Origin of the sequence: Phytohabitans kaempferiae (assembly GCF_042433955.1) — a bacterium.
In the GTDB taxonomy this organism is placed as follows: Bacteria; Actinomycetota; Actinomycetes; order Mycobacteriales; family Micromonosporaceae; genus Phytohabitans; species Phytohabitans kaempferiae.
The window spans coordinates 1-17,294 of sequence record NZ_JBHLUH010000064.1 but is presented as its reverse complement, the minus strand read 5'-3'; the positions used below and the strand labels follow the sequence as shown (position 1 = coordinate 17,294).

Sequence of the window (17,294 nt, the reverse complement as noted above, 5' to 3'; positions counted from 1 at the left end):
CGCATGGCGAAGGGGGCCAGCAGGTCGGCAGTGAGGAGATTGGAATGCCAGGAGGTCGTTGGTGAACACCGACGCGCCGTCGTCTGAGCCGTTGTTGTTGAGCGTGGCGGAGCGGCGGGTACTGGAGATCCAAACCAAGCTGCATCGGTGGGCGATGAATGATCCTCATCGCCGGTTCGTGGATTTGTACAACCTCGTCTGCGATCCCGCGTTTCTTCTGGTGGCGTGGGATCGGGTGCGTGGCAACAAGGGTGCTCGCACGGCCGGGGTGGATGGGCAGACCGCCTACTCCGTCGAGGCCGGGCAGGGGGTCGAGGAGTTCCTCGACGAGCTACGGGCTGCGTTGAAGAGCCGTAGCTTCCGGCCGCTTCCGGCGCGTGAGCGGAAGATCCCCAAGGCTGGCGGCAAGCTGCGTCGGTTGGGGATCGCGACCGTGACGGACCGGGTGGTCCAGGCGTCCTTGAAACTGGTGTTGGAGCCGATCTTCGAGGTGGATTTTCTCCCGTGTAGTTACGGGTTTCGTCCGAAGCGCCGGGCTCATGACGCGGTGGCTGAGGTGCATCACTTCGCGTCCCGCTCGTATGAGTGGATCGTGGAGGGAGACATCCAAAGCTGCTTCGACGAGATCTCGCATTCGTCCTTAATGGACCGCGTGCGGGCTCGGATCGGAGACAACCGTGTCCTGGCCCTGGTGAAGGCGTTCCTGAAGGCGGGCATCCTCAGCGAGGATGGCGTGCGCACGGACACCTACACCGGTACACCGCAGGGAAATATCCTGTCGCCGTTGCTAGCGAACGTGGCCTTGTCAGTGCTGGACGAACATATCGCCCGAGCGCCCGGAGGTCCGGCCGCCAGCCCTTACGAACGGGCCAAGCGTCGCCGTCAAGGTCTGCCCAACTACCGGCTCTGCCGGTACGCGGACGACTGGTGCCTGGCCGTGTCAGGCACCCGGGAACACGCCGAAGCCCTTCGTGAGGAGATGGCGCAGGTCCTGGCCGGGATGGGTCTGCGCCTGTCCCAGGCGAAGACGGTGATCACGCACATCGATGACGGCCTCGACTTCCTCGGCTGGCGTATCCAGCGCCACCGTAAACGAGGCACGAGCAAGCACTACGTCTACGTCTATCCGGCCAAGAAGGCGCTCGCCGCCGTCACGGCCAAGGTGAGGGCGATCTGCTCGCAGAACACGAACCAGCCGCTGGAGGAACTCCTCCTCCAGCTCAACCAGATGCTGCGCGGGTGGACCGCCTACTTCAGGTGGGGCTGTTCGAGCGCGACCTTCCGCTACCTGCGGGCCTACCTCTGGAAGCGGGTCATCGGGTGGCAAGGCCGCAAACATCGACGCACCACATGGCGGGCACTACGCCGCCGTTACGGCAGGTGGCCCACCGACGGCGAGGTGATCCTGTTCGACCCGGCCAAGGTGCGCACTAAGCGCTACCTATACCGGGGGACAAAGATCCCGACGCCGTGGCTCAGCACAGCATGAGGAACGTCCTCAACCCTCCGGGGCGTGTGGAGAGCCCGGTGCCTGGCCAACAGGCACGCCGGGTTCGGGAGGCGGCTCGGGGTAACGGACCGGCTGAGAGGCCGGCACCGCGCCCCGGGCCGACCTCACCGAGTTGAGTGAGCACACCGTGGAGGTTCGCGATGTTGAGGGTGTAGCTCCGGGTCAGTGTTCGATGGCCTGTCCCCAGCCTGACGTGCGTGGCTGGTAACGGCTGGGTGCGGAGCTCAGGTGGTCAAGCCCAAGGGCGTTCGTCCCATCCGGACGCTACAGGTGAAGGGGAAGACCGGACGGGCGAACGTAAGTGAACCCCTGTTGATGCCTCGTCATCGAAAGCCCCGCTGGTGGGAAGCGGTAGCGGGGTGAGGACTGGCCGCTGGAATCGCGGCAGGCGCCGGTCGGGAGACTCGAAACCGACCGGAGAACACCGCCAGTCTCGGGGTATAGGGGGCGCCCACCCCGGTCGTGTCTCGCTCGTGCGGAACACGGCAACCCCGTTGGGTCCGAGCACGGTGACGTCGCTCGGTGCGCCGACCGTGAGGAGGGCGGATCGCCCAGCGGGAACAGGATGATCCAAGAAGCGAACGCCGGCCGCCGAAAGGCAGCAGGAAATCGGGAGAACTATTGATCGGCTCCTCCGCCGGTCGTCCCGGATAACTGGCCGGATACGGGCGGCGTGCCCGAACCCGAAAGGGTGCTGACGTGGGTCAGGTGAGCCTGTGAAGACTCGACGCTTGCGACACCGGAACCGAAGGGCAAGTTGGACACCATGACGGCACCGACCGCGGCCTCGGCCGCTGAGCGCGCCGCGATGGTGAACGGACCGGAAGACGAGCTGCTCGACTGGCCAGCCATTGACTGGCGGGCGGTTGAGGAGAACGTACGGCGGCTGCGGCAGAGGATCTTCACGGCGTCGAAGTTAGGGGATCTGCGTAAGGTCCGTAATCTGCAGATCATGTGCGTAGGCGCGCACCGTGTTCGGCGAGTAGTCCCGCACCACCAACAGCCGCAGGAACCCCACCACATCAGCCACCGGCACGCCGGCCGCGTCCACTAGCTCGACACCCGGCCGTCCTGGACCCGCATTAACGATCTTGCGAACCTTCACGCCGGCAAACCGCGGCATCCAGCCGTCGACACGTGCCGCCACGCCGATCCGTGCGCCCGGCCCTCGCGCCGGGCAAGGATCGCAACGGTGGTGATCGTGTTCTTATTCGCGGCCTGGCTGGTCTGGCGCGGCAACGAACTGACCGACGTCCGTGAGCTTGACGAGCCCACCGAGCGGGTCGGCCGAAGCCCGCGGATTAGATCCATGTAGGACTCGCCGTTGCGGTACGTGACAGCGTCGACGGCCGAGACCCCCTGGCCGGGACGCCCATCGCGGTCAGCCGCGCGAGGGGTGACTCAGGTGTCCTTGACAATCTCGTCGAGCCAGCCGGCCATCATCGCGAGGTCGCCACATACGGCGCCGTCGGACGCGTCGTCGCCGCGATCAGCCACATCCGACCTGTCACCGAAACGCGAACATGTCCGCGTCGTACGGCGCACCTTCGCCAGCCGCCGCGCCCAACCGGGGCGCTACCTCATCCTGGGCCGGCGAGGATCCGGAGGGCGGCCGCGACGCGCGCGAGCGCCGTTGCGGCGGCGAGAACGATCACGGCGATGATGGTGTGGCCGATGTCCGGTGCGAACAGCAGCGCCTGTGGCAGGCCCGCGCCGTCCCAGGAGGCGGGCAGCGCCCATCCGGCCGCGGCTGTCAGCGCGGCGCAGCCGGCGACCCAGGCGGCGGTGACGGCGACCACGTGGCAACCGCTGCTGGGTCGAGGGCGGGGACGCCGTACGGCCCGGAGCACGCTCCAGGCCAGGACCACCGCCAGCAGCGCGACCGTGACGAGCAAGCCCCGCCGCGCCCAAACGAAAAAGGGATCCTCGGCGACCGCGACGGCCTGCCCACCGTGCAGGATCCGGGCGGTGTTGAACGCGGCGGTCGTCAACGGCCCGTCCATCGCGATGCCGTAGATGTTGGCGAGCACGATGACGGCCAGGCCCTCCTCCGGTACGAGCAGGATGTGGCTGAACGAGTTGGCGACCGCGCCGGCATGCCACACGATCCGTGCACCGGTGCCGTCGAGGGCGCTGTCCCGCCAGCCGAACCCGTACGCGCCCCGAGCGCCGGTGGCCACTTGGCCGGCGTGCGACCGCTCGATCCCTTGTGGAGAGAGGACCCGCCGGCCGCCGTACTCGCCGCCACGAAGGTGCGCGATCGCGTAGTGGGTCATGTCGTCGAGGCTGGCGGCCAGGAAGCCGTACGACACGCCGGAGGTGTCGAACGGCCGGTCGAAATGCCTCGGCCGTCCGAAGTAGTAGCGGAAGCCAGCCGGCACGCCGCCGAGCGCGTCGGCTTCGGCTGCGGTGGCGGCGCCACGCATGCCGAGCGGGTCCAGCACGTGGGCACGCAGGTAGGCGCCGAACGACTGGCCAGTGACCGCCTCCACGAGCGCACCGGCGACAATGTAGTTGGCGTCGCTGTACTGGTAGGACCGACCAGGCGGTTGGGTCGGCTCGACAGTTGCCAGGGCGCGCACCAATCGGGTCAGCCCGCCGGCCGTGTTGTCGTACCGGTCGGTCATGCCTCGGGTGGCCACGCCCGGGATGCCGCTGGAGTGGGTGAGCAACTGCCTCACCGTGACCCGCCGCGACGCGGACTCGTCGGCCAGGCGGAACCAGGGCAGGTAGCCAAGCACCGGCGCGTCGAGGTCGACCCGGCCCGCCTCGACCAGTTGCATCACCGCCAACGCGGTGAAGGACTTGGACACCGAGCCCAACACGAACGGGGTCTGCCCGGTGACCGGCTGGCCGTCGCCGTCGACGCCCCACGCGGCGCGGGCGACAACTCGGTCACCGCGAACGATCGCGTACGCGAAGCCGGGTGCGCGGATCTCGGCGTGATGCTCGCGCAGATAGCGCTCGACCTCGGCCAGCCGCTCGTCGGCCGGTGCCGCCTTCGCCGCGCTGGCCGGCAGCATCACGGCCGCTACCAGCGCGACGGCCGTCAACAGGGCGATGCGCATGGTGTCTCCTCCCCCGTGGACGTGGTCAGCCGATCTGGCTCAGCAGCGACTCCAGGGCCGCCAAGCGCTGCTTGACCTGCGCCAACTCGGCACGGACAGCGCTCATCTCGGTGGCCGTCGACCGCGCGGCGTCGGCCGCCTCGGTCTGGGCGGTCATAACACGCTCGGCCAGCGCCCGATACTCCGCTTCCCGGGCAGTCGAATGCCGAGCCCGATAGATCCCCAGCCCCACGAAGCCAGCGATGCCGATCAGTGCCACCGTCATCACGGCCGTCGCGACGGTGCTGATCTCCGCGATGTCCACCTTCTACTCACCCTTTCCCGAATCGTCGCGGCTCAACGTCCGCACCGCTGCCGTGATCGCCTCGGGGGTCAGCTCCAACGCGAACGGCACCACATCGAAGTACTTGACCGAGCTGCCGTCCGCGGCGGTCACCAGCGTGCCGGTGACCAGGCCGGCAGCCTCCAGCCGCTGGAGGTGCATGTAGAGCAGGGGCCGGTTCATCTCCAGCCGCCGGGCCAGCTCGCTCACGTACGCACGGCCTTGCGCCAAGGCCGCGACGATCCGCAGCCGGTGCGGGCTGGCCAGCGCCGCCATCACCCGCAACAGCTCATCGCCGGTTGGCGCGGCACGCTCCATCTCGACACCCTCTCCAGGGGGTGTCAACTTTCTCTGACCCCCCTGTCAGAAGACAGTGACACCCCTCCGATCAGATGTCAACAGCCCAGTCCGAGAGGAACCGGGTGATCCGTTCGTGGTAGACCTGTGGCTGGTCGCGGACGATGTCGTGTCCGACGTCGGGCACGTCGACGAGCGTGCTGTTAGGCAGCAGGTGGCGATACTCGGCGGCGACCGGTACTCCTACTTGCGTGGCCGAGCGCCGGACGGGGATGGGTCCGCCGCCTACGCAGCGGCCGGTTCCAACCCCTCCGTAGTGTTCGCAGCCATGATCGAGCGGGTGTGCGACCGGTTTCGCCGACTTGAACATCGAGGCGTTGCTCGACCTCGGCGCCGACCTGAAACTTTCCGCAGCGCACGCCGACGCTCTCGAGCGCGCCCTCGAGAGCCTGCTGCTCAACGTACGCGTGCACACCGGGGCGGATGCCGTCGTGGTCCACCTCGACCAGGGCACGGACGGGAGCTGGACGCTGACCGATGACCGGCGGATGATCACCGTCCGGCCCGGAGCGGCGGGTGCGCTAGCGGGCGGTACGGGTGTGGGTAGCGGCGCGGCGCGACACGTAGCGCCGGATCTTCTCGGCGGTTCCACAGTCCTCCATGCTGCACCAGCGTCGACTGCGGTTCTTGCTCTCGTCGATGAATAGGAATCGACAGCCGGCGCAGGCTTTGATCCGGTCGAGTGGGCCGTTTGTCAGCAGGTCAGCAGCGGCGTGAACGATGGGCCACAGGGGCCGAGCGAGGTCCTGGTCGGCGGTCCAGTGCCAGCCGAAGCGATCGTGGCCGGGGGCGAGCTGCGCGTGGGCGAGCGCTTCTGCGGTTGTGTCGCGTAGCCACGCCAGCCGTTGGCTCGCCGGCCGGCCACCTGCGGCGACGGTCCGGAACAGCTCATCGAGGTGCTCGCGGACGGCGAGCGCGCGCTGGTACGCGACGTGGGCTCCATCCGGGTCCTTGCGTGCCCGTCGAAGCAGGCGCGTTACCTCCTGGTCGGCAAGTAGGTCGACGTGCCGGGCCCAGGCCAGCACGTCGTCGTAGCTGAGGAGGACGTCGTCGTCGGGCGCCCCTACGGGAGGGCCGCTGCGGGTGTTCAGGTAGTCGAGGGTGAGGTTGCCCCCGACGGTTCGCATCCGTGTGACGTCGTTCGCGGTTTCCATCGTACAGCAGTTTACCGGTTGTGCGGCCCGGCGGCCCTCCGCTAGCGTTCCCACCGTAAGCGACTTTGCTAGTAACAGCGGGAGCTGTCATGACGAACGGGTCGATCCACAATCCGGTGCTGCCCGGCTTCCACCCAGACCCCTGCATCCTGCGGGTCGGCGCGGACTACTACCTCGCCACGTCCACCTTCGAGTGGTACCCGGGCGTCCGGCTGCACCACTCGACCGACCTGGTGCACTGGCGACCGCTGGGTGGCATCCTCACCGAGCGGCGGCTGCTCGATCTCAACGGTGCCGGTGACTCAGCCGGGGTGTGGGCGCCCGATCTATCCCATGTGGATGGGCAGTTCTTCCTCGTCTACACCGATGTGGCCAGCTTCGCCAGCGGGTACTGGGACTCCCAGAACTACGTCATCACCGCGCGCGACGTGGCGGGCCCCTGGTCGGACCCCGTGCCGTTGCATGCCCGCGGCTTCGACCCGTCGTTGTTCCACGACGCCGACGGCGGCACGTGGCTGCTGTCCATGTCTGCCGACTGGCGGGTGGGGCATGACCGGTTCGCCGGCATCGAGATCCAGCGCTACGACCGGTCGACGGGGACGCTGGTCGGCCCGGCCCGGCTGATCTTCGAAGGAACCCCCGCCGGCGTGACCGAGGCGCCGCGGCTCTACCGCCACGACGGCTGGTACTACCTGGTCACGGCCGAGGGCGGAACCAGCTGGCAGCACCAGGTAACGGTGGCCCGGTCGCGAACCTTGTTCGGCCCGTACGAGACGGCACCGGGCGCGCCGATGCTGACCTCGGCGAGGCGTCCCGACCTGCGGCTGCAGAAGGCCGGGCATGGCTGCCTGGTGTCCACACCGGACGGAGAATGGTACCTGGCCCACCTGGTGGCCCGGCCGTACGCGCCGCTGGGCCGGTGCGTGCTGGGCCGGGAGACCGCGATCCAGGTCGTCACCTGGGACCGGGACGGCTGGCCATGCATCGACGGCGGGGTGCCGGCCGACATTGTCGCTGCACCAAGTGGGCTATCGGACGGGCCGGAGGAGCCGAAAACGAGCATCGACCATGACGACTTTACGACGCCGGTGCTCGGCCCCGACTGGTCGACCCTGCGCCGCCCGGCCACCCCCGACTGGATCGAGCTCACCGCCCGACCATCACATCTTCGGATCTACGGTGGACAGTCACCGGTCGGGCGACAACGCCCCAGCCTCGTGGCCCGCCGGGTCACCGCCCAGCGCTGCACCCTCGAGACGACGATGCAGTTCCAACCGCGCACCTTCCGGCAGCTCGCCGGCCTGACCACCTACTACGACACCCGCAACTGGCACTACGCGTACCTAAGCCTCGACGGCGACCGGCGAGTGCTCGAGCTGATGTCGTGCGACGCCGGCCGGCGCACCCTGCACCCGGGCTGCCGGGTCGACACCACCGGCGCCGACCACATCCGCCTCCGGGTTCGACTCGACGGCCCACTGATCAGGTTCGACTACGCGCTGGACCACGAGACGACCGACTGGCACCAACTACCCGCCGAGCTGGACGCCACGATCCTGTCCGACGAGTACGCGGCGTACCAGGCGGACGGCGAGCCAGAAGCCTGGGGCTTCACCGGCGCCTTCGTCGGCCTGTGGGTGCAGGATCTAGGCGCTGAGGGCGGATTCGCTGACTTCGACTCGGCCACCTATCAAATCCGCTGAGCGTTGAAGTACCGCGTGGCTGGTCGCGGGTGGTCAGGCTCGGCTGGCGGGGACGCAGGTGCGGCAGCGCCGCGCTGAGCACAGCCAGCACGCCGTCGCGGCCGCGCCGAGCAGCGACACCGCCAGGCCGACGGTCAGCAGGACCGGCACGGCGGTCGCCGCGGTACGCCGGCGGGCCGTGAGCGCGCTCAGGCGCACCACCATCGCCCCGGCGCCCGGGCTCCGCGCGACGGTGCCGTCAGCAGACGGGTGAGCGGCCCCACCAGCACCGGGGCCAACAGGACGACCGCGCCGATCGGGATCACGAGCGTGGGCACATAACCGGGTGGGAGCCAGCGTCAGCCCTGGGTCGGCGAAGGCAATGTACCCGGTGACTCCAGCGCCGGTGGCGAGGCCAACGATGCCGAGCAGCGACACCAGCACGCTGGCGAGGAAGGCGACGGAGAGCGGAACCACCATCGGTACCGCTCCAGCGTCGCCGGCTTGACTCCATCGGCACCGGCTGAACCCAAATCCTCGTCCCGGCCCAGGACCTCACCGTACGTACGAATTGTCAACGCCGCCACCGCCGAATTACTCCACGAGCTCGTCGTATCCGTCAGCACGTCGTCGTCCGGCCGCCAGGCGGAAGGGCCGGGCCGCGTGCTCACGAAGTCCAGCGCGAAGCTGCCGCCGACGAGTCGAAGCCGTGCACGATTGAAGGCTGTTTCCACCAAACCGAACTTCACTAGTTGACCCGGCCCTCAGGGTCACCATAAGATGTTGCTGTCTAAACGCTGTATACCGGTAACAGTTCGGGCTTCGTCCAGGCCGGTACCGCCCTACGCATGGGGCCGTGGGGTGAGCAGAGGAGACTCCGTGATGATGGAGCAAGCAGTAGGCATCGCTTCAGCTCTGGAAGCCATGAGGGACGGCGGCACCGACCGTTACAAGAACTGCCAGATGCTCAGCGCCTTGCCAGACGCGCCGATCGACACCCGCTGGAGTCCGGCGGAGCGCGCAGCGGCACTGTCCCGGCGTCTGTTCGAACGGCGGCGGCTCGAACTATTCTGGCTCTCCTCGATCGTCACCAACCGCCCGGGCGATCGCCGTCAACGGCCCGCATCGGCCGCTGCGCACGGGGCCGACGATGATCGCGCCACCGCAAATCGACGCACGGGCGCGCCACGATGAGCGTGCCTCACCATCCGGACCGAGCGAACTGGCCCGCAGTCGCGGCGATGTCGCTCGGCGTGTTCACAATAGTCGGCTCCGAGCTGCTGCCGGCCAGCATGCTCACGACCATGGCATCCGACCTCGATGTTTCCGAAGGGCTCGCGGGACAATCCGTGACGATCTCTGCCCTCGTCGCCATGGTGGTATGCGTCCTGACTCCCTCGGCGACGTCGAGAGTCGATCGACGTGTAGTGCTCCTGATTCTCAGCCTTCTTCTCACCATCTCGAACATCGCGGTCGCGTGGAGCACCGGATATGTCGGGATGATGTCCGGACGCGTCGCTCTCGGAATCGCCGTCGGAGGCTTCTGGTCGATGTCTGCCGCGGCGACCGTCCGAATGGTTCCCGAGAGACGGGCGCCGCGAGCACTGTCGGTCGTCTTCAGCGGTATCGCCGCCGCCACGGTCGTCGCCGCACCACTGGGTGCCTACGTCAGCGACGCGATCGGATGGCGCAACGCGTTCTGGTTGATGGCGCTAATGTCGGGAGGTGTCCTCCTCTTCCAGTTCCTGACGCTGCCACGCCTGGCGCCGACCGCGGCCACGACACTCAGAACGATCGGCGACGTCCTGATGCGCCCCGGTATCGCCGTCGGCATCCTGTCAGCGACCGCGCTCTACATCGTCCACGTCGCCTACCAGACCTACATCCGGCCGGTGCTCGAAAGCGTCCCGGAGACCAACAGCCGGAGCATCGCGCTCGCCTTCCTCGCGCTCGGCGTGGGAGGCGTGCTCGGCACCGCGGCATCGAGTGTGCTGATGGAACGGAACCTCCGTCTCACGTTGACCCTCACTCCCATCGTGATGGCGATGGCCGGTCTCGCCATCGCGTTCGGTTCCGCCGACGCCCTGCCCCACATCGGACTCATGCTCGGATGGGGCCTGGCATACGGGGTCGTACCCGTCGCGTGGTCGCTCTGGCTCACCCGGATGGTCCCAGACCAGCGGGAGACCGCCAGCGGCATCTTCGTCGCCGCGGTGCAGATCTCGATCGCGATCGGTGCAGGAGCAGGTGGACTCGTCTTCGACCACTTCGGCAGCACCGCCCTCTACGCCGCCGGAGCCGTTCTCGTCATCGCCGCCTCCGGAGCGGTCTATCGCACCACCCGAGGAGCAAACATTCCCCCGAGTGTGAAAGGAGGCGGCGGTAAGCGGCCCGACCGCGACGGCCCCACAACCGTTAGGTACGTCACCGAGGCGACCGACATACGGCACCCCAACACCACCGTCACCGAGAACGGCCAGTGACCGGCAGGCACAGCCCGATCCAGGGCTTAATGCGCATACGGCTGTTCGGACCAGTCGAAGTGCACGTTCAGGACCGCGGTGTGGACGTAGGTGGGCCTCGACAGCGTTGTGTGCTGGCCGCCTTGGCGGTGACGGCTGGCCGGCCCGTACTGGCTGATGCACTGATTCATCGGGTTTGGGGCGATCGGCCGCCCGCCAAGGTACGCCAAGCGCTGTATGTTTATGTCGCTCGGCTGCGCAGCGCGATCGAACGCGCAGGTACGCCGGAGTGGAACGAACCGGTGCGTCTGACACGGCAAGCTCGTGGCTACCAGCTCGACATCGATCCCGACCGGGTGGACGCGCTGCGGTTCGACCGGCTCGTCATCGAGTCCAGAAGAGCGGACGCCACCGACGAGCAGCGTGCCGCGTCGCTGCGGCAAGCGCTCGGGCTGTGGCGGGACACGCCGTTGGCCGATCTCTCCGGCGAGTGGATCGAGCGCGTACGCCAAAGATGGCAGCGCCAGCACATCGAGGCAATGGTCACCTGGGCAGACGTAGAACTGCGGCTCGGCAACACGACCGCCCTCGTCACCCCCCTCGCAGAGCTGCTGGCCGAATCCCCAACAGAGGAGGCACTGGCGGCGGTGCTGATGCGTGCGATGCACGCGTCAGGCCGCACGACCGAGGCGCTGGACTGCTACGCCGCCACGCGGAAACTGATGGTCGACCGGCTGGGCATCGAACCGGGTCCGGCATTGCGGGGCATCCACCAAGCGATCCTGCGCGGCGAGCGCGATCCTGAGGCCGGCACGGCGAGGACGACGACGGCGAAATCGGGATCCGACCCGGTACCGGCGCAGCTCCCGTTGAACATCGCGGATCTGGTCGGGCGCGATGCGGAACTGGCTCACATGGATGAAATGCTCGCCGGCGACGGTGCGGGCGCGGCCGGGTCTGCGGTGTGTGGTCGCGGGGACCGCTGGCGTGGGCAAGCCGGTGTCCGAAATCTGACACATATTTCTGGTCGCCCAGACCAGGGACCTGTAGCCGGTCGACGGCGACCCGCTCACCAGTAGCCGTATCGGCAGACCCGAACGCTAGGTTCTGGCCGCTTGAACCCGCAACAGCCGATGGTAGACGTCCGCACCGGATAGGCCGACAGGCGCAGGCGTCAGCTTCTACCGCGAGCGGTATCGCGGCTATGAGTATGTCGGTCTTTCCCCAGCCCAGCGAACGGATTCCCGCTCCACCGTTGGGGGCCGGGCAAGATCGACACCCAATCATGGTCCGCAATATCACCGCTCGACGGCGGCAACCGCGCGTGGACGACGCAGCGCTTCCCCTAACCTTGGCTGGTCACAGGGGGAGGGGAAGAACGTGCGCTGGTGGGAACGGCTGCGGGCTTGGCGGGTCGGGACGTCGAGGTCTGCCGACGGTGATGTCGCGCTGCTTCCCCTGACGCCGCAGTTTCAGCCGGAGCAGCACGAGGAGTATGTCGTACGGCTGACCGCCGCCCTGCAGGAACCGGACGTCCGCAACATCGCGCTGACCGGTCGCTACGGTGCGGGCAAGTCGAGCGTCCTGAAGGCGTTCACCGACCAACACACGGGACGAGTTCTCAACCTCTCCCTGTCGACCCTCGGGCCATCCGAGGACGAGCAGTCGATCACCAACCGGATCGAAAAGGAGCTCGTCAAACAACTGCTGCACAGCCAGCCGCAGCGGACGCTGCCCCGCTCGCACTTCCGGCGCATCGACAAGCCGAACCTCCGTCGGGCCGTCGCCTTCGCCACGACGCAGGTCGCGGTGGTCGCGCTGATCCTGTTCCTCCTCGGCCGCTTCCCGCGCCTGCCCGGCGCCACTAAGGACCATCCATGGCCGGTGCGGGCCGGGACGGTCCTGCTGTTCGGGCTGCTGATGGTGGCCGTGCTGACGTGGATCCGGCAGGTCATCCACAACCGAGTCGTCTCCTCGGTGTCCGCCGCCGGGGCCACCGTCGCGCTCGAGGCAGTAGAGGTCAGCTACTTCGACAAGTACCTCGACGAGATCGTCTACTTCTTCGAGTCGACGAACTTCGACATCGTCGTCTTCGAGGACCTCGACCGGTTCGACGACCCACACATCTTCGAGGCGTTGCGCGAGCTGAACACCCTGCTCAACACCTCGCACGCGGCGCGAGGCCGGACGATCCGGTTCGTCTACGCGCTCAAGGACAGCATCTTCGAGCGGCTGGGCAACGACACCATGCAGCTGGACGACGGCGCCTCCGCCGAGTCGGTGCGGGCGAACCGCACGAAGTTCTTCGACCTGGTCGTGCCGGTGGTTCCGTTCATCACCCACCGCACGTCACGTGACCTGCTCACCCAGCTGCTGGCCGACCCGGCGCTCGTCCCGGTAACACCCGAGCTGGTCGACCTGGTCGCGCGGCACATCAGCGACATGCGGCTGCTGAAGAACATCCGCAACGAGTACGCCGTGTTCGCCGCCCGCCTTATCACCGCGAAGCACGGTGTACCCCAGCTACGCGCCGACTCGGTCTTCGCGATGATGGTCTACAAGAACGTCCACCTGGCCGACTTCGAGCAGGTCTCGCTGGGCCGCAGCGACCTCGACAAGCTCTACAAACTCAGCCGCGACCTGGTGAATCAGTCCATCGCTAGGCGCCGCGACCGCCTCAGCAAGATCGCCGCCTCCGAGGCACTGGCCCACGTCCTCCGGGAGAAGCCTGAACGGTTCGGCCAACGCCTGAACTGGCATGCCGAAGTCATCCGACGCTCCGGCAACAATCATCACTACACCCTCGAGAGCTACATGATCGGCGCCGAAACGTTCACCCACGCCCAGGCCGGAACCGTGGGATTCTGGCGAGCGCTAATCGCCGAGGGAAACGGACTGACCGCAAACTTCAGGGCGGCGTACCAGTCCCCGTTGCAGGTTCACATCTCGGAGGCCGACATCCGCGAGCTCTTCCGGGGCGAACTCGATCTGGACGACTGGGACTCCCGCGAACGTGAGGCGCTGGACGCCGAACGTGAGGCGGTGAACGCCGAGATCACGGTGCTGCGGAAGGCCGACTTCACGGACCTCGCCGCGAACCCCGCCTTCACCCTCGACCGTGACTCGGCGGAGGTCACCTTCGAGGCGTTCCTCGGGGAGACGATTCGCTCCGAGGTCGCCCGCGACCTGATCCGCCGCGGCTTCATCGACCAGAACTTCGCCCTCTACGTGGCCCAGTACTACGGCGAGCGCGTCTCCATCCGCGCCATGAACTTCATCGTGCAGCACGTGCAGCCCAACGTCCCCGACACCTACTACGCCTTCAACGGGCCGGACGACATCGCCGGCGTCCTACGGGAGACCAATGCGGACTTCCTCGACCTGAACAGCGCCTACAACATCGAGATCCTGGACCACCTGCTGGCGAATCAGCACCCTGGCGCCCGCACCGTCCTCAACCGCCTCACCGAGATCGACGGCCCGGTCGAGCGCGCCTTCCTCCCGGCCTACCTGAGCGGCGGAGCGCAGGCCGCGGAAGCGGTCCGGCGACTATCCGCCACGTGGCCGCCGATCCTGAGCCGAATCCTGCAGGTCCCGGACCTACAGCCGGAACGCCGCCTCGACCTGGTCGACGAGGCAGTCGCGCACGCCGACCCGAACCTCGACCGGCAGATCGAGGAGCAGGTGACGACCTATCTCCAGGACAACTACGCTCGCCTGGACTGCCTGACCCGGCCCGTCAACGAGCCGTCGGCACGCAACGCGGTCGCGCTGCTCGGGCAGGCTCAGGTGGTGATCGACGACCTGACCGTTCTCGATCACGGCGTACGTGCCCTGGTCGTCGTCGATAGCAGGTACACCCTCACCGCGGGGAACCTGCGCAGCGCGCTGCACAATCCGCCGGCCCTAAGCCTGGACACCGTCCGAGCGATCGATCCCACCGTCTACGGCTACTGCATCGCCAATCCCGCCGCCTACCTCACCGCGGTCGAAAACGACGAGCCCACCACGGTCACGGTCGCGGATCCCGGAACCTTCGCGGATATCGTCACGGAGATCGCCGGTTGGGAGACCGGCCTGGCGGAGCGGGCCTGCCGCGCCGCGGCGACGGAGTGCAGGATCGAGCGTCTCGGCGAGGTACCTGCGGAGGTCTGGCCCGTGCTGGCGCGGTCCCGGCGGTTCCCGGCGACGGTGACCAACACCGCCGCGTACATCGAGCAGACCGGCGGGGTCGACAACGATCTGGCCGGCCTGCTCGTCGAAGCAGGCGCGATCACCGCTCCCGCAGAAGAGCCGGATCAACTCGCCGAGCAGAAGACGCAGGTCGCCGTGACGATCCTTCGCAGCCGGGAGACGATCCCCGCTCCCGAGACCCGTGCCGCTCTGGTCGCCACACTCGCCCTGACCGAGTCGATCGCTGCGAGCCGTGTCGAGCCGGAGAACGGCCCCCTGCTCGGCGAGCTGCTCCGCCACCAGATTTGCGACGACACCGCCGAACTGTTCCAGCAGTTCGCGACCAGCGGCTGGGAGACGCTGCGGCACGGCATCGAGTGCTCGGCGAAGTTCGCCGACTACGTTACGCCCGCCCTGCTCGACGAGGCCATGACGGCCCGGTTGCTGGGCAGCGCCTCGATCAGCCACACGGTCCGGCAGGCCGTCCTGTCCCGGCTGGACGAGTTCGTACCGAGCGACCATCGCGACGCGCTGCGGGCCGCCGGACGGTTCGCTGCGGCGGCCCAGGTGCCGCTGAGCCCCGCCCAGCTGGAGCGGATCGCCTGGGTGACCCGCGACGCGGCGCTGGTGGTCCTGCTGGTCGACCAGCTCGGGAACGCCATCTCGACGGACCAAATCATCGCCGTCCTCGCGAACCTCGGTAGCCCGTACGCCGATCTGGCCACCCCCGCCGCGTCGCCGACCTTCCCGGACGACACCCACCTCTATCAGGTCCTCAACCGGCTCAAGCAGGAGGGACGGCTGTCGAGATTGTCCCGGCGCCGCACCAAGTCCCAGATCACCGCCACGGTCGCCTGAACATCGGTCGCACAGGTTGTAGCCGCCGGGTACCTCGATGTCTTGGGCGGTGCCCCACCGGGCTTCGCGGACGGGCCTGGCCCTCCGGCCGCGGCGGCAATCTCGGGCCGGCGCAGCTGTCGACGCTCGCCGTCGTCCGCAAGGCGCGGCGCCAGCATACCCGTTCGCCCTCGTCGCAACACGAGGTCGTGCTAATCCGACCCCAGGGGTCGTGCCATGGCGTCGTAAAGTGGGCTTTCTGGCGCGTGCCGGATGCGTCCTACGATTTGGTAGCCCCAGCGGAGGTAGGCGCTACGAGGCGGCTCGTTATCGATGATGACCGTTAGGACGGCATGGCCTTCACTCCGACCTGCGCAAAGAAAGTCGTGGATGGCGTGGCCGATGCCTTTGTTTCGGCAAGGCTCGCGCACCTGCAATTCACGAAGCCAGAATATGCGTCCTTCATCAGCAGCGTCGACCAGAGGGGGAGGCAGTGAGTTCCGCAAGCTCTGCCACCATGGGATTGCCGGTGGCAGCGTAACGCCGTGCCCGATTCCAATGACCTGATCGCCGTCGCTGGCAATAGCGACCTCAAATCCTGCCATCTGCATCGCGCCGTCGAGGCGTTTGGCATACATGTCGACCGTGAAGAATGGGTCGTTGACGTAGGGCAGTACGCCGTAGACATCGGCGTATAGCTCCAGGATAGCCGGCAGGTGTTGCCTGGCGTCACGGGCGTCGTAGCGCGCCAGATCCAAGGGTCTTTCCCTTCCGTTGCGGGACAGAGATATCGGCGATGCGCTCCAAGGCGTCGGCTACAGCCGGCACTCGCTTATGCGAGCCGAGCTGACGGCCCAGCGACGTAATTTCCTGGCGTACGCGAGTAGAGGTGATCTCGGTAGCGACGGTGGCGGCCCGCGCGGCGTGCTCGCCTGCCTGGTCCAGGTCATGCAGGGATAGCGAATTGCTTGCCAACCGGATTAGTCCAATGCCCATGTTGCGCCGATAGCCGTCGGTATGCAGAGCTATGGAGCGCTTGAGTAGACGTTCGGCGGTAGAATGACGACCGAGATCAGACTGGCACATGCCCTCCAAGCAGGCCAATTCGGCCTCGTTCAAGAACGAGATCCACTCCGGGTCGCGGTCGTCAGGCCCGCGTTCGAACTGATCGTGGGCGCGCCGGATCGCCTCGGTCGCCGGTCCAGCTTGTTTGAGTGCGGCCCAGCCTTGGGCCTCGCGTATTGACAGCAGTGCTCGGACGCGGGGTGTGACGGTCCGCTTGGCGTGGTCAAGGCCGCGTTGCGATAGCAGGACAGCCTCGCGAGGGCGGCCGATATGAACGGCTTGACGGGCCATGTTGGCGAGGGTGCGGGTGACCAGTAGTTGATCGCTGGTCATGTAGGCAAGGTTGAGGGCCTCGGTCAGGTACTGATGAGCCTGCTGTTACATGTTGGCGTCGAATGAGTACCAGCCCACTGACGTTTTGAGTTCGCCCATGATGCGCTGGAGATCCTGCCCGACGGCGTCGGAGTAGGAGAAGTTTTCCATGATCATCTCGACGAGACGTAGCTGGGCGGTAACTGGTCAGGTTATTGGCTTGCGGGTATCCATGGGCGTCGCTCGGCGAGGCTGATGAGGATGTGGAGCTGTTGCATGCCGTGTTTGGCTGCGGTGGACAGGTAGCTGCGTATCGCGCAGAACTGTTGCGCGCCAGCGAGCGTGCGTAGGC

The 17,294-nt window shown here is 67.4% G+C and carries 15 protein-coding genes and 1 pseudogene; 8 read left to right on the top strand and 8 right to left on the bottom strand.

Going from position 1 to position 17,294, the window contains the following annotated elements; all coding sequences use genetic code 11:
* The first annotated feature begins 61 nt into the window (after positions 1-61).
* Positions 62-1,489 (top strand): group II intron reverse transcriptase/maturase, encoded by a 1,428-nt coding sequence (ltrA, locus tag ACFFIA_RS30675; protein ID WP_377257484.1) that lies wholly within the window; start codon positions 62-64, stop codon positions 1,487-1,489.
* A 639-nt stretch (positions 1,490-2,128) separates the two neighbouring features.
* Here ltrA and ACFFIA_RS42620 read toward each other — a convergent pair.
* The gene (locus ACFFIA_RS42620; RefSeq protein ID WP_512700729.1) at positions 2,129-2,416 is read right to left on the bottom strand and encodes a hypothetical protein; all 288 of its coding nucleotides are present in this window, start codon (positions 2,414-2,416) and stop codon (positions 2,129-2,131) included.
* Here ACFFIA_RS42620 and ACFFIA_RS42615 point away from each other — a divergent pair.
* On the top strand, positions 2,319-2,564 hold the full coding sequence (locus ACFFIA_RS42615) for a reverse transcriptase N-terminal domain-containing protein (protein ID WP_512700728.1): 246 nt from the start codon (positions 2,319-2,321) through the stop codon (positions 2,562-2,564). The genes ACFFIA_RS42620 and ACFFIA_RS42615 overlap by 98 nt on opposite strands.
* Before the next feature lie 138 nt (positions 2,565-2,702).
* Positions 2,703-2,825, top strand: coding sequence for a hypothetical protein (locus ACFFIA_RS30665; RefSeq protein ID WP_377257482.1), 123 nt, complete (start codon positions 2,703-2,705; stop codon positions 2,823-2,825).
* A gap of 265 nt (positions 2,826-3,090) precedes the next feature.
* On the opposite strand, the gene ACFFIA_RS30660 is transcribed toward ACFFIA_RS30665, so the two are convergent.
* The 4 genes from ACFFIA_RS30660 to ACFFIA_RS30645 all read right to left on the bottom strand — a co-directional run bounded on the left by ACFFIA_RS30660 (position 3,091) and on the right by ACFFIA_RS30645 (position 6,411).
* Positions 3,091-4,578 carry a serine hydrolase domain-containing protein gene (locus ACFFIA_RS30660; RefSeq protein WP_377257480.1) on the bottom strand — a complete coding sequence of 496 codons (1,488 nt, stop codon included), beginning with the start codon at positions 4,576-4,578 and terminating at the stop codon, positions 3,091-3,093.
* Positions 4,579-4,603: 25 nt separating this feature from the next.
* Positions 4,604-4,882, bottom strand: a complete 279-nt coding sequence (locus ACFFIA_RS30655) for a hypothetical protein (protein ID WP_377257478.1) — start codon at positions 4,880-4,882, stop codon at positions 4,604-4,606.
* A gap of 3 nt (positions 4,883-4,885) precedes the next feature.
* Positions 4,886-5,218, bottom strand: a complete 333-nt coding sequence (locus ACFFIA_RS30650; protein ID WP_377257476.1) for an ArsR/SmtB family transcription factor — start codon at positions 5,216-5,218, stop codon at positions 4,886-4,888.
* Positions 5,219-5,778: 560 nt separating this feature from the next.
* A complete protein-coding gene (locus tag ACFFIA_RS30645; RefSeq protein ID WP_377257474.1) occupies positions 5,779-6,411 on the bottom strand; it encodes a CGNR zinc finger domain-containing protein in 633 nt (210 codons plus the stop codon).
* 89 nt (positions 6,412-6,500) lie between these two features.
* Here ACFFIA_RS30645 and ACFFIA_RS30640 point away from each other — a divergent pair, with 89 nt between their 5' ends.
* Positions 6,501-8,114, top strand: coding sequence for a glycoside hydrolase family 43 protein (locus tag ACFFIA_RS30640; protein WP_377257472.1), 1,614 nt, complete (start codon positions 6,501-6,503; stop codon positions 8,112-8,114).
* 33 nt (positions 8,115-8,147) lie between these two features.
* Here ACFFIA_RS30640 and ACFFIA_RS30635 read toward each other — a convergent pair whose 3' ends face one another.
* Positions 8,148-8,573 (bottom strand): hypothetical protein, encoded by a 426-nt coding sequence (locus ACFFIA_RS30635; RefSeq protein WP_377257470.1) that lies wholly within the window; start codon positions 8,571-8,573, stop codon positions 8,148-8,150.
* A 399-nt stretch (positions 8,574-8,972) separates the two neighbouring features.
* Here ACFFIA_RS30635 and ACFFIA_RS30630 point away from each other — a divergent pair, with 399 nt between their 5' ends.
* The 4 genes from ACFFIA_RS30630 to ACFFIA_RS30615 all read left to right on the top strand — a co-directional run bounded on the left by ACFFIA_RS30630 (position 8,973) and on the right by ACFFIA_RS30615 (position 15,586).
* On the top strand, positions 8,973-9,287 hold the full coding sequence (locus ACFFIA_RS30630; RefSeq protein WP_377257468.1) for a hypothetical protein: 315 nt from the start codon (positions 8,973-8,975) through the stop codon (positions 9,285-9,287).
* A 47-nt stretch (positions 9,288-9,334) separates the two neighbouring features.
* Positions 9,335-10,576, top strand: a complete 1,242-nt coding sequence (locus ACFFIA_RS30625) for an MFS transporter (protein ID WP_377257466.1) — start codon at positions 9,335-9,337, stop codon at positions 10,574-10,576.
* A 29-nt stretch (positions 10,577-10,605) separates the two neighbouring features.
* Positions 10,606-11,634, top strand: coding sequence for an AfsR/SARP family transcriptional regulator (locus ACFFIA_RS30620; RefSeq protein ID WP_377257703.1), 1,029 nt, complete (start codon positions 10,606-10,608; stop codon positions 11,632-11,634).
* Between the two features lie 301 nt (positions 11,635-11,935).
* Positions 11,936-15,586, top strand: a complete 3,651-nt coding sequence (locus ACFFIA_RS30615; protein ID WP_377257464.1) for a YobI family P-loop NTPase — start codon at positions 11,936-11,938, stop codon at positions 15,584-15,586.
* A gap of 191 nt (positions 15,587-15,777) precedes the next feature.
* On the opposite strand, the gene ACFFIA_RS30610 is transcribed toward ACFFIA_RS30615, so the two are convergent.
* Positions 15,778-16,323 (bottom strand): GNAT family N-acetyltransferase, encoded by a 546-nt coding sequence (locus ACFFIA_RS30610; protein WP_377257462.1) that lies wholly within the window; start codon positions 16,321-16,323, stop codon positions 15,778-15,780.
* Positions 16,295-16,993, bottom strand: a pseudogene (locus ACFFIA_RS30605) (NsdA family TPR-like regulatory protein); the annotation flags it as partial. The gene ACFFIA_RS30610 and the pseudogene ACFFIA_RS30605, both read right to left, overlap by 29 nt.
* Positions 16,994-17,294 lie beyond the last annotated feature (301 nt).